The sequence below is a fragment of the Nocardia sp. NPDC057272 genome (assembly GCF_042668615.1).
Lineage (GTDB): Bacteria > Actinomycetota > Actinomycetes > Mycobacteriales > Mycobacteriaceae > Nocardia.
In genome coordinates this window covers 218,038-230,791 of the sequence record NZ_JBHUYK010000009.1, presented here as the reverse complement: position 1 = coordinate 230,791, position 12,754 = coordinate 218,038, and the positions used below count along the sequence as shown (strand labels likewise).

Annotated in this window: 12 protein-coding genes; 11 read left to right on the top strand and 1 reads right to left on the bottom strand. The window is 67.5% G+C overall.

The features are described from left to right. Positions 1 to 139: 139 nt before the first annotated feature. On the bottom strand, positions 140 to 559 hold the full coding sequence (locus ACFULV_RS15870; RefSeq protein ID WP_378657140.1) for an SRPBCC family protein: 420 nt from the start codon (positions 557 to 559) through the stop codon (positions 140 to 142). Positions 560 to 674: 115 nt separating this feature from the next. Here ACFULV_RS15870 and steA point away from each other — a divergent pair, with 115 nt between their 5' ends. From steA to der, 11 genes are all read left to right on the top strand, one after another. Further along, positions 675 to 1,874 carry a putative cytokinetic ring protein SteA gene (gene steA / locus ACFULV_RS15865; protein WP_378630067.1) on the top strand — a complete coding sequence of 400 codons (1,200 nt, stop codon included), beginning with the start codon at positions 675 to 677 and terminating at the stop codon, positions 1,872 to 1,874. Then, positions 1,871 to 2,812, top strand: coding sequence for a copper transporter (locus tag ACFULV_RS15860; RefSeq protein ID WP_378657147.1), 942 nt, complete (start codon positions 1,871 to 1,873; stop codon positions 2,810 to 2,812). Before steA ends, ACFULV_RS15860 begins: the two co-directional genes overlap by 4 nt. 203 nt (positions 2,813 to 3,015) lie before the next feature. Beyond that, the gene (locus ACFULV_RS15855; protein WP_378630070.1) at positions 3,016 to 4,740 is read left to right on the top strand and encodes a CTP synthase; all 1,725 of its coding nucleotides are present in this window, start codon (positions 3,016 to 3,018) and stop codon (positions 4,738 to 4,740) included. Between the two features lie 21 nt (positions 4,741 to 4,761). Continuing rightward, entirely contained in the window at positions 4,762 to 5,421 is a 660-nt protein-coding gene (locus ACFULV_RS15850; protein ID WP_378630072.1) for an NUDIX domain-containing protein, read from the top strand. A 38-nt stretch (positions 5,422 to 5,459) separates the two neighbouring features. Beyond that, on the top strand, positions 5,460 to 6,392 hold the full coding sequence (gene xerD, locus ACFULV_RS15845; RefSeq protein WP_378657138.1) for a site-specific tyrosine recombinase XerD: 933 nt from the start codon (positions 5,460 to 5,462) through the stop codon (positions 6,390 to 6,392). 250 nt (positions 6,393 to 6,642) lie between these two features. Beyond that, positions 6,643 to 7,476, top strand: coding sequence for a ParA family protein (locus ACFULV_RS15840; protein ID WP_101463778.1), 834 nt, complete (start codon positions 6,643 to 6,645; stop codon positions 7,474 to 7,476). Further along, the gene (locus ACFULV_RS15835; RefSeq protein WP_378657144.1) at positions 7,476 to 8,357 is read left to right on the top strand and encodes a segregation and condensation protein A; all 882 of its coding nucleotides are present in this window, start codon (positions 7,476 to 7,478) and stop codon (positions 8,355 to 8,357) included. The genes ACFULV_RS15840 and ACFULV_RS15835 overlap by 1 nt, the downstream gene beginning before the upstream one ends. A gap of 70 nt (positions 8,358 to 8,427) precedes the next feature. Continuing rightward, on the top strand, positions 8,428 to 9,084 hold the full coding sequence (gene scpB, locus ACFULV_RS15830; RefSeq protein ID WP_101463266.1) for an SMC-Scp complex subunit ScpB: 657 nt from the start codon (positions 8,428 to 8,430) through the stop codon (positions 9,082 to 9,084). Positions 9,085 to 9,092: 8 nt separating this feature from the next. After that, positions 9,093 to 10,508 (top strand): pseudouridine synthase, encoded by a 1,416-nt coding sequence (locus ACFULV_RS15825; protein WP_378657135.1) that lies wholly within the window; start codon positions 9,093 to 9,095, stop codon positions 10,506 to 10,508. A gap of 38 nt (positions 10,509 to 10,546) precedes the next feature. After that, complete coding sequence (gene cmk, locus ACFULV_RS15820) at positions 10,547 to 11,251, top strand: (d)CMP kinase (RefSeq protein WP_378631424.1); 705 nt, start codon at positions 10,547 to 10,549, stop codon at positions 11,249 to 11,251. Further along, entirely contained in the window at positions 11,248 to 12,663 is a 1,416-nt protein-coding gene (der, locus tag ACFULV_RS15815; RefSeq protein WP_378657132.1) for a ribosome biogenesis GTPase Der, read from the top strand. The genes cmk and der overlap by 4 nt, the downstream gene beginning before the upstream one ends. The last annotated feature ends 91 nt before the right edge of the window (positions 12,664 to 12,754 follow it).

Sequence of the window (12,754 nt, the reverse complement as noted above, 5' to 3'; positions counted from 1 at the left end):
ACCAAAGACAACTAAACAACAAACAACGTAGCCTGACCGGCGGGCCAATCAGGGCCGCGGACACGCGCGCGCCAGCGCGCCGAAAATACAGCCAGTGCCTCCAGGACTACCGATCACCGAGTCCCGAGCCCCACCAACCTCAGCGCAGTGCTTTACGCACCCCGCCGATCAGCTGATTGGTCAGCTGACGCAACCCGAACTCCAGCGCCGGCGCAGGCACCGGCAGCGACGGCTCCGACTCCATCGTGTAGACCACCCGAGTACCGCCCTCGCTCGTATCGGCGAAGGTGATGGTGCCGACGTGGCGCTTGACCGGGGCGCCCTTGATGATCTTGTATTCCATCAGCTCACCGGGGGTCAGCGCGGTGATCTCCTCGGTGACGCCCACCTTGCCGAAACCCAGCAGGTGCTGAGCGCCGACGCCGGTGGCCGGATCGCCTGCTTTGACGAGCTTGACCTGGATCGGCAGGTACGGGCTGACGGCCTCACGCTCGGTGAAGAGGCGGTAGACGATGTCGCGAGGTGCGTCGAAGACCGTTTCGACGGTGCTACGTGGCATGGATGTGTCTCCTGTCCGAAATGTCTGTGACCCGGAGCATACGGGTAGTCGTCACCCATGCTCCGACCGGCGCGCCTCCACCAAAGGTTGAGGGTTTGGCTTCATCATCGGCCTCATGAAGATGCCGGCGCTGTTGTCACGGAACACGGAAACGCTGCCCGGTGTCGCCGGGATCGCCCGGGTGGATCGCGATACCGGACGACTGCTGCGGCGGGTGGGTCCCGGGGACGTCGTCGTCCTCGACGAGACCGACCTGGACCGCCACACCGCCGATCGGCTGGTCGAGGCGGGGGTGCTCGCGGTGATCAACACCTCGCCATCGATTTCCGGGCGCTATCCCAATCTGGGCCCAGAGGTGTTGGTGGCCAACGGGATCGTGCTGATGGACACGGTGTCCTCCGACGCGTTCGGCAGGATCAAGGACGGGTCGAAGGTCCGCATCGACGGCGGCATCGTCTACGCCGACAGGCTCACCAAGAAGGAACCCGAGGTCCTGGTCGAGGGCATCGAGTTCGACGAGTCGGCCATCGCGGACCGGATGATCGAGGCGCGCAACGGCCTCGCCGATCACCTCGACGCGTTCGCGGGGAACACCACCGAATTCGTGCGTACCGAGAGCGCGCTGCTGATCGATGGTGTCGGCGTGCCCGATATCGAGCTGGACATGCGTAACCGGCACGTGGTCGTCATCGCCGACGGTTCGGGCCATCTCGCGGAATTACAGCGGCTCAAGCCGTTCATCAAGGAGTACGCGCCGATTCTGATCGGTGTGGGCAGTGGCGCCGATACCTTGCGCAAGCTCAAGTACACGCCCGACCTGATCGTCGGTGATCCCGACGAGATCAGCACGGAGACGTTGAAATCCGGCGCCGAGATGATCCTGCCCGCCGATACCGACGGCCATGCCAAGGGCCTCGAGCGCATCCAGGACCTGGGTATCGGCGCCACGACGTTCCCGTCGTCGGGTTCGCCGACCGATCTCGCGTTGATGCTGGCCGACCATCACGGCGCGTCGCTGATCGTGCTGGCGGGGGCGCCCGCTTCGCTCGAGGACTTCTTCGACCGTGGCCGGCGTGACAGCAATCCGGCCACCTTCCTGACCCGATTGAAGGTCGGCGCGAAGCTGGTCGACGCGAACGCGGTGTCGACCCTGTACCGGCATCGTTCCGCGGGCGCCGCGGTGGCGCTGGTGGTGCTGGCCGCCCTGGTGGCGATCGTGGTGGTGATCTTGGCCTCGCACAACGGTTCCGAGGTGCTGGACTGGGCGATCGAGTACTGGAACAGCTTCGTCCTGTGGGTGCGTGGTCTGCTGTGATCTCGCTGCGTCAACACGCCATCTCGATCGCGGCGATCTTCCTCGCGCTCGCGGTCGGCGTGGTGCTCGGGTCACACACCCTCGCGGGCAACATGATCTCGGGCCTCCGGTCGGACAAAACGGACCTGAACACCCAGGTAGACGAACTGACCGCGCAGAACGCGCAGCTCACCGCCCGCCTCGAGTCCGCCGACCGGTTCATCGCGGGCTCGGCGGCCCGCATCCTGAACGGCACCCTGGCCGATCGCACCGTCGTCGTCCTCACGACCCCCGACGCCGACCCCGCCGACATCGACGGCGTGAGCGACTCCCTGCGCACCGCGGGCGCCACCGTGACCGGCCGCGTCGCCTTGACGGAGTCCTTCGTCGACGCGGGGGAGGGTGACCGCATGCGCTCCGCCCTGACCAATATCGTCCCCGCGGGCGCCCAGCTGAACACCGGCGCCGTAGACCAGGGCAGCCTCGCGGGTGACCTCCTCGGCCTGGCCCTGCTCCAAGACCCGGTGACCAACCATCCCCGCAGCACCCCCGAGGAACTGTCCCTGATCCTCGAAACCCTCCGGGGCGGCGACTTCCTCACCTACACCGACCCGCCGACGAGACCCGCGCAACTTGCCGTGGTCATCACCGGCAACGGTGTCGAACCCGACACCGGCGAGGGCGCGACTATCGCCCGCTTCACCGCCGCCCTGCGAGCCCGAGCCGCGGGCACTGTCCTCGCGGGCCGCCAAGGTGCCGCCGAGGGCAACGCCGCGATAGCCACCGTCCGAGCCCAGGCCCCCCTCGCGACAACAGTCACCACCGTCGACAACATCGACCGAGAAACAGGCCGAGTGACAACGACACTCGCCCTGACCGAACAGCTGACCGGCGGCGCGGGCCGCTACGGAACAGGCCCGACAGCGACGTCGCTGACTCTGGTAGCCATGCCCCGCTGAGTGAGAACCTCACCACCTCGCCGAGGCACGATCTCGCGACCCGCGTACCGGCGTAACAACTGATCACGCAAGAACATGGGTAACCCACCGGGTACGCCCAGGCGTCGATCAGCGCCTCCCCGCAGGCCCGCGAACCCAACACGCCGCCCGCAAACGACCGGCAAAATACGCGGAGAGACGGACTAGCGGTACAGTGGTGGTCCGTGGGTCATCAACGGAATCAGGCTAAAAGTGCCACCAAGCACATCTTCGTGAGCGGTGGCGTCGCCTCCTCATTGGGTAAGGGTCTCACCGCCTCCAGCCTCGGTCAGCTCCTGACCGCGCGCGGTATGCGGGTGACGATGCAGAAGCTCGACCCGTATCTCAATGTCGATCCGGGCACCATGAACCCGTTCCAGCACGGCGAGGTGTTCGTCACCGAAGACGGTGCCGAGACCGACCTGGACGTGGGTCATTACGAGCGTTTCCTCGATCGCGATCTGACGATGGACGCGAACGTGACCACCGGCCAGATCTATTCGACGGTGATCGCCAAGGAACGCCGCGGTGAGTATCTGGGCGATACGGTGCAGGTCATTCCGCATATCACCGACGAGATCAAGAGCCGCATCCTGGCGATGCAGGGCCCCGATCTCGAGGGGCACGTGCCGGATGTGGTGATCACCGAGATCGGTGGCACCGTCGGTGACATCGAGTCGCAGCCGTTCCTCGAGGCGGCCCGCCAGATCCGTCACGATGTGGGTCGCGACAACGTGTTCTTCCTGCATGTGTCGCTCGTGCCGTATCTGGCGCCCTCGGGTGAGCTCAAGACCAAGCCGACGCAGCACTCGGTGGCCGCGCTGCGCAATATCGGTATCCAGCCCGACGCGCTGATCCTGCGGTGCGACCGCGAGGTCCCGCAGGGTCTCAAGAACAAGATCGCGCTGATGTGCGACGTCGATGTGGAGGCGTGCATCTCCACGCCGGACGCGCCGTCGATCTACGACATCCCCAAGGTGCTGCACAGCGAGGGCCTCGATGCCTATGTGGTGCGCAAGCTGGGGCTGCCGTTCCGTGATGTGGACTGGGCGGTGTGGGGCGATCTGCTCGATCGCGTGCACTCTCCGCGTGAGACCGTCGAGGTGGCGCTGGTCGGCAAGTACGTCGATCTGCCCGATGCCTACCTGTCGGTGACCGAGGCGCTGCGCGCGGGTGGTTTCGCCCATCGCGCCAAGGTGAACATCCGCTGGGTGCCGTCGGACGAGTGCGAGACCGAGGTCGGCGCGCAGGCGGCGCTGCGTGATGTCGACGCGGTGCTGATCCCCGGTGGGTTCGGCATCCGCGGTATCGAGGGCAAACTCGGCGCGATCGGCTACGCCCGCCGTCGCGGTATCCCGCTGCTCGGCCTGTGCCTCGGTTTGCAGTGCGTGGTCATCGAGGCGGCGCGTTCGGTCGGTATCGCCGACGCGAACTCGGCCGAATTCGAGCCCGACACCAAGAATCCGGTCATCTCGACCATGGCCGATCAGGAAGACGTTGTCGCCGGTGAAGCCGATCTGGGCGGCACCATGCGACTGGGCGCCTACCCCGCCACGTTGAAGAAGGGCTCGGTCGTCGCGCAGGCGTACGGCACCGAGAACGTGTCCGAGCGGCACCGGCACCGGTTCGAGGTGAACAACTCCTACCGCGACGCCATCGCCAAGAGCGGGCTCGTCTTCTCCGGCACCTCGCCCGACGGGCACCTGGTGGAGTTCGTCGAGTACCCGGCTTCGGTGCATCCGTTCTTCGTCGCCACCCAGGCGCATCCTGAGCTCAAGAGCCGTCCCACCCGGCCGCATCCGCTGTTCGCGGCGCTGATCAACGCCGCGTTGAAATACAAACTGGCCGAACGCCTTCCCGTAGACTTCCCGGAGGAAGAGCTCGCGGAGCAGGCCACCGCGGAAGCCTAGGAAGATCGGCGATAGGAACGCATGAGCGAGCCCGGTAGTCACGACTTCGAGACGGTGTCGAGCCGGGTGCTCTACAGCGGCGCGATCCTGGCCCTGCGCCAGGATCAGGTCAGGATGCCGGACGGGCGGGTCGCCGAGCGTGAGGTGATCGAGCATCACGGTGCTGTCGCGGTGCTCGCGCTCGACGACGACGGCAACGTGGTGCTGATCCGCCAGTACCGGCATCCGATCGGCACCAGGCTGCTGGAGCTGCCCGCCGGGCTGCTCGACATCGACGGTGAGGACCCGCTCACCGCGGCCAAGCGTGAGCTGGCCGAGGAGACGGGCCTCGCCGCCGCGCAGTGGTCGGTGCTGGTGGATGTGGCGTTGTCGCCGGGCTTCACCGACGAGGCGCTGCGCGTGTTCTTCGCGACCGGTCTCAGTGCCACCGACCGGCCCGATCCCGAGCACGAGGAAGCCGACCTCGAGCTGGTGCGGATGCCCCTCGCCGAGGCGGTGCGAGCCGCGCTGGCGGGGGAGATCGTGAACGCGACCGCGGTCGCCGGGGTGCTCGCCTATGCCGCGGCCGAGGCGAGCGGGGTGCCGTTGCGCGCACCCGACGCACCGTGGCCCGGTCAGCCGACCACGTTCCTGCGGCGTAAAGCCGCTGAGGCGCAGTCGACGCACGGCAACCACGCGTGAGTACCGCAGCGGTCGGCGGGGACTAGACAGGCGAGGGCGTGCTCGAGCGGGAGATAGCCGCCTACCTCGACCATCTCGCGGTCGAGCGCGGAGCCGCGCGCAACACCCTCGGCGCCTACCGCCGCGACCTCGCCCGGTACCGGAGTTTCTTGACCGGGCGCGGTGTCGAATCGCTGGGTGCGGTGGCCCAGGGCGATGTCGCCGAATTCACCATGGCGTTGCGCGCCGGCGGCGCCGATCATCCCGCGCTGGCCGCGGGTTCGGTGGCGCGGGCGTTGATCGCGGTCCGTGGACTGCACCGGTTCGCCGCCGCCGAGGGCCTCACCGACACCGATGTGGCGCACGCGGTGAAACCACCCGCGCCGGGTCGCCGGCTTCCCAAAGCACTGCCCTACGACCAGGTTCTGCGACTTCTCGAATCGACGGGTGGCGAACCGGACGGTGCCGACGGCGGCCCGCGCGGACTGCGTGACCGGGCACTGCTGGAGCTGCTCTACTCCACGGGCGCGCGTATTTCGGAGATGGTGGGACTCGACGTCGACGACATCGACGCCGAGCAACGCTGCGTGGTGCTGCACGGCAAGGGCGGAAAGCAGCGCCTCGTCCCGATCGGCCGTCCGGCACTCGCGGCCGTCGACGCGTACCTGGTGCGCGGCCGACCCGCTCTCGCCGCGAGCGGAAAGGGTTCCGGCGGAGCTCTTTTCCTCAACGCCCGCGGCGGCAGACTGTCGCGGCAGAGCGCGTGGCAGGTCTTACAGACCGCCGCCGAACGCGCCGGAATCGGGGCGACGGTCTCGCCGCACACCCTGCGTCACTCCTTCGCGACCCATCTGCTCGACGGCGGCGCCGATGTGCGGGTGGTGCAGGAACTGCTCGGCCACGCCTCGGTGACCACGACCCAGATCTACACGCTCGTGACGGTGAGCACCCTGCGTGAAGTGTGGGCCACGGCCCATCCCCGTGCGACGTGAACCGGCACCTCCGATACCCGCTGAGCAGGTATCGTGCGAACACGCCCGGCGTTGCCATGCCGCACCTCACCGGTCCGAGCGGTAGCGTCTACCCAGAGTTGGACCGTACGAAAGCGAGCCGGTCCCGGATCGGCCTCGCTACCCTCGACAGGGGTTACCGGCAAGGAAAACGTATAAGGAGCAGCGGATCGTGACGACAGCGGAAACACCGTGGGACGGTGGACCGGAACAGGTCGCCGAGGCCGTCGAGATGGGCCCGACAGGGCGCCCGCTGCGACTGGTACCCGATCCACCCCAGGTCCAGCGACACGGCGACGCACTCGTCGTCGCCATGTGCAACCAGAAGGGCGGGGTCGGAAAGACCACCTCGACCATCAATCTCGGTGCGGCACTGGCCGAGTACGGTCGCCGGGTGCTGCTCGTCGATCTCGACCCCCAGGGTGCGCTCTCGGCCGGGCTCGGGGTGGCACACCACGATCTCGAACTCACCGTGCACGACCTGCTGATCGGCGGCAAGGCCAAGGTCGACGACGTGCTGCAGACCACCAAGGTCGACGGCATGGACCTGTTACCCAGCAACATCGACCTCTCCGCCGCCGAGATCCAGCTGGTGAACGAGGTCGGCCGCGAACAGTCGCTCGGCCGCGCCCTGCACAGCGTGCGCGATCGCTACGACTACATCCTCATCGACTGCCAGCCCTCGCTCGGCCTGCTCACGGTCAACGCGCTGGCCTGCTCCGACGGTGTGATCATTCCGATGGAATGCGAATACTTCTCGCTGCGCGGGCTCGCGTTGCTCAACGACACCGTCGAGAAGGTGCGCGACCGTCTCAACCCGCGACTGAGCCTCTACGGCATCGTGGTCACCATGTTCGATGCGCGCCTGCTGCATTCGCGTCAGGTGATGTCGCGGGTGGTCGAGGTGTTCGGTGACCTGGTCTACGACACCGCCATCTCACGCACCGTGCGCTTCCCCGACGCCAGCGTTGCCGGGGAGCCGATCACCACCTGGTCGCCGAAATCGGGCGGCGCCGAGTCGTATCGAGCGATGGCCCGTGAAGTCATCCACCGGTCTGGCCGGTGATCGGAGCTACACCTGCGGTGCAAGCAGTACCCGAAGACGCGGTGCCGGCCGCGGACAAATCCGGATTCCATCTGCGGCTCACCAATTTCGAGGGGCCGTTCGATCTGCTGCTGACGTTGATCAGCTCGCGCAAACTCGATGTCACCGAAGTCGCGCTGCACCAGGTCACCGACGAATTCATCGCCTACACCAAGGCCCTGACCGCCGAGCTGGCCGAGAACACCAAGCTGCGCGCGGACAAGATTCTCGATCAGACCACCGAATTCCTCGTCGTCGCCGCCACTTTGCTCGACCTCAAGGCTGCCCGGCTGCTGCCTTCGGGTGAGATGACCGACGCCGACGATCTCGAACTCCTCGACGCGCGCGATCTGCTGTTCGCCCGATTGCTGCAGTATCGCGCGTTCAAGCAGGTGGCCGAACTGCTCGCCGAGCTGGAAGCCGCGGCCCTGCGCCGGTATCCGCGGTCGGTGGCGCTCGAGGAACAGTTCGAAGGACTGCTGCCCGAGGTCACTCTCGGGGTGGACATCGCCGCGTTCGCCGAGATCGCGGCGGCGGCCTTCCGGCCACGTCCGGTCGCCGAGGTCGGGCTCGGGCATCTGCACATGCACACCATCTCGGTCGCCGAGCAGGCCGAGATGGTGCTGGCCATGTTGAAGGAACGCGGGCCGGGCGGCTGGACGACCTTCGCCGAATTGGTGGTCGACTGCACAGTCCCGGTGGAAATCGTGGCGCGGTTCCTGGCGTTGCTGGAGCTGTACCGCGGTAAGACCATCGCCTTCGACCAACCCGATCCGCTCGGGCCGCTGGCTGTCAGCTGGCTCGGCGAGCTCGACCCTGACGCGGAAGCAGCGGCATTGACCTTCGAGGAGGATTACGGATGAGCGCGTCAGGCCCGGAGGCGGCAGCGCAGTGTAACCACGCAGGGCCCGCGATCATCCGAGGAGGCAGAGCATGACGGAAGCAGTGGCGGAATTCACCTCCGAGCCACTCGACGACCTCGAACTGCGGTCCGCGCTGGAGGCGATGCTGCTCGTCGTCGACGCCCCGGCACCGACAGAACAGCTGGCAGCGGCCTTGGACGACACCAGCGAGCGCGTCGAAACCGTGCTGCGCGCGATGTCGGCGGAACTGAGCGCGCGGGGCAGCGGCATCGACCTGCGTTTCGTCGGTGACGGATGGCGCTTCTATACTCGACAGGAGTACGCGCCCTATGTCGAGCGGGTACTGCTCGACGGGGCCCGGACGAAGCTGACCCGGGCCGCCTTGGAAACCTTGGCGGTAGTGGCCTATCGCCAGCCGGTGACCCGCATGCGGGTCAGCGCGGTCCGAGGGGTGAACGTCGACGGAGTGATGCGCACACTGCTGGCCAGAGGCTTGATCGCGGAAGCGGGTCAGGACCCCGAAACCAACGGCACGCTGTACCGCACCACCGAGTTGTTCCTCGAACGGATCGGGCTCGCCTCTCTCGGCGACCTGCCACTGCTGGCGCCGCTGCTTCCCGGCGTCGATCTGATCGACGAGATCAGCGAGAGCCTGGAAACCGATCCCCGGTTCACCAGGCTGAAAAAACCCGCCGAGTCCGACATGGATCTCGGCACCGACGATTGACAGGACAGATGAATAATTCCGCTCGCCGAGATGGCACACCGGATCGAAGAAGTCGCAGCGACCAGCCCCGAAGTGGCGCGAACCGAACTGCGGGCAACCGTGGCGAGGGTGCGCGCACCGGGCAGGGTGGCTCCCGCGCAGCGGCTCCGGGCCGACGCGGCACCGGCGCGGGTGGCTTCCAGCGCGGCAATCAGACAGCAGCCCGGTCCGCGGGCAGTTTCCAGCGTGACGCCGAGTCCGGCGGTCGCCGTGGATCCACCGGTGGTGGGTACCAGCGCGATGACCGTCGTGGCGCGTCCACCGGTGGGGACCGTCGCGGCGGTTCGCCCGGTGGCTTCCAGCGTGACGATCGACGCGGCGCCCCGACCGGTCGCGGCGCGTCCGCCGGTGGTTACCAGCGTGACGACCGTCGAGGTGGCCCCGCAGGCGCAGGTCAGCGCGATGACCGTCGCAGCACCGGTGCCTCCAGCGGTGGCGGCTACCCGCGTGGTGACGCCGACCGCGGACAGCGTGGAGGCACCGCCGGTCAGCGCAGCGGCGCTTCGGCAGGCACACAAGCCTTCGCGGCTCGCAAGAAGACCACGAAGCCGCAGAAGAAGGTCGTCGCTCCGACGATCCTGAACAACGCCAAGCCCGCGCGGCACCAGCACGCCGACGTCACCGAGGGCCCCAAGAAGCTTCCCTGGGGCGAAGGCGAACGTCTGCAGAAGGTTCTCGCCAAGGCGGGTGTGGCCTCGCGTCGCGCCGCCGAGGAGATGATCGCGGCCGGTCGCGTCGAGGTCGACGGCAAGATCGTGCGTGAGCAGGGTCTGCGCATCGACGCCGAGAACGCGGTCGTGCGCGTCGACGGTACCCGTGTCGTGGTCCGCGACGAACTGGTGCACCTGGTGCTGAACAAGCCGAGGGGCTGGCAGTCCACCATGTCCGACGACCTGGGGCGCCCCTGCGTCGGCGATATCATCGCCGAACGGATCGCCGCTGGTCAGCGCCTTTTCCACGTCGGCCGTCTCGATGCCGACACCGAGGGCTTGCTGCTGGTCACCAATGACGGCGAGATGGCGCATCGACTGATGCACCCCTCGTTCGAAGTTCCCAAGACCTACTTGGCCACCGTCGACGGCGAGGTGAACTACCGCCTGGTCGGCAAGCGCTTGCGCGAAGGCGTCGAGCTCGAGGACGGGCCCGCCAAGGTCGACAAGTTCATGGTGCTCGAGGCCTACCAGGGCCGGTCGCTGGTGAAGCTCGTGTTGCACGAGGGCCGCAAACACATCGTGCGTAGGCTGCTCGACGAGGTCGGCCACCCGGTGATCCGGCTGGTGCGCACCCACCTCGGCCCGGTGGCGCTGGGCGACCAGCGTCCCGGCACGCTGCGGGTGCTCGGCCGCGACGAGATCGGCAAACTCTACGAGGCGGTGCAGCTGTGAACGGTGTGGACTTTCCCCTGGAATTCACCGGCGACCGGATGACCGGCGACGCGACGCTCGTCGTCGCGATGGACGGTCCTTCCGGCACCGGTAAGTCCAGCGTGTCGCGTCGGCTCGCGGCGCGTCTCGGCGCCCGCTACCTCGACACCGGTGCCATGTACCGAGTCGCGACCCTGCGCGTGCTGCGTGCGGGTGTCGAGCTGAACGATTCGGCTGCGATCGCGGAAACCGTTGCGGCACTGCCGCTTTCGATCGGTACCGACCCCAGTCACGAGGTGATCGAACTCGACGGGGAGGACGTCTCGGCGGAGATCCGCGGCGACGCCGTCACCAAGGCCGTCTCCGCTGTTTCCGCGGTGGCGCAGGTGCGCGAGCAGCTCGTCGCCCTGCAACGCGAGATCACGGCGATGGCCGGACGCATCGTGGTCGAAGGCCGCGATATCGGCACCGTCGTACTCACCGGCGCCGACGCCAAGATCTATCTCACCGCCTCCGCGGAGGCACGCGCCGAACGGCGCAACGCACAGAACATCCGCGAGGGCCGCGGCGACGATTACGCGGCCGTGCTGGCCGACGTGCAGCGCCGCGACACCCTCGACTCCACCCGCACAGTGTCGCCGTTGCGCCCCGCCGCCGACGCGGTGCTCGTCGACACCAGCGACCTGACGATGGCACAGACCATCGAGGAGCTGTACCGCGTGGTGGCTCAGCAGCTTTCGGCCACGACAGGAGGTCCGCGATGATCGAAGAGATTCTCGTAGGCGACGGAACCTGGACCGACGAGTCCGAATGGGAAGTCCTCGACATCGACGGGGACGGCGAAGGCGAACAGCACGTCGCCATGCCCACGCTGGCCGTGGTCGGACGCCCGAACGTGGGGAAGTCGACCCTGGTCAACCGCATTCTCGGCCGCCGCGAAGCGGTGGTCGAAGACGTTCCCGGTGTCACCCGTGACCGCATTTCGTACGAGGCCAACTGGGCCGGGCGCCGCTTCATGGTGCAGGACACCGGCGGTTGGGAACCCGACGCCAAGGGTCTGCAGCAGCACGTCGCGCGCCAGGCCGAGGTGGCGATGGAAACCGCCGACGCCATCCTGCTCGTCGTCGACGCCACTGTCGGAGCTACCACGACCGACGAGGCCGCGGTGCGCAAGCTGCGCCGCTCCAAGATCCCGGTGATCCTGGTGGCCAACAAGGTCGACGATCAGAAGGTCGAAATCGAGGCGGCCTCGCTGTGGTCGCTGGGTCTGGGCGAACCGCGTATGGTCTCGGCCGCACACGGCCGTGGCACCGGTGATCTTCTCGACGACGTGCTCAGCGCGCTGCCCGAGACCCCGCGCGAAGGCACCGCCGTCGCGGGACCGCGTCGCGTGGCACTGGTCGGCAAGCCGAACGTCGGCAAGTCCAGCCTGCTGAACAAGCTGGCCGGCGACGAGCGTTCGGTGGTCCACGATGTCGCGGGCACCACCGTCGACCCGGTCGACTCGCTGGTCGAACTCGGTGGCAAGACGTGGAAGTTCGTCGACACCGCTGGTCTGCGCCGCAAGGTCTCCAATGCCACCGGCACCGAGTTCTACGCCTCGCTGCGGACGAAGTCGGCGCTGGAAGCCTCCGAGGTCGCGATCATGCTGATCGACGCCTCGGTGCCGATCACCGAACAGGACCTGCGTGTGATCAGCCTGGTCGCCGACTCCGGTCGCGCGCTGGTGCTGGCGTTCAACAAGTGGGACCTGGTCGACGAGGACCGCCGCTACATGCTCGAGCGCGAGATCGATCGCGATCTGGTGCGGGTGCCGTGGGCCCAGCGGGTCAACATCTCGGCCCACACCGGCCGCGCCGTGGCGAAGCTGGTGCCGCAGATGGAAACCGCGCTCGAGTCCTGGGACAAGCGCATCTCCACCGGCCGCCTCAACACCTGGCTCAAGGAAGTCATCGCGGCCACCCCGCCGCCGATGCGTGGCGGCCGTCAGCCCCGCGTCATGTTCGCCACCCAGGCGAGCACCCGCCCGCCGACGTTCGTGCTGTTCACCACCGGGTTCCTCGAGGCAGGCTACCGCCGCTTCCTGGAGCGCCGCCTGCGTGAGGAGTTCGGTTTCGACGGTTCGCCGGTGCGCATTTCGGTGCGTGTGCGCGAGAAGAAGGAACGCAAGAAGTAGTTCGAGTGTCAGACGAGTGAGCCCCGGCGAATATCGCCGGGGCTCTTCGTTTTTCAGGCGTCGAGCACGCGGTCGAGCAGATGGTCGACCA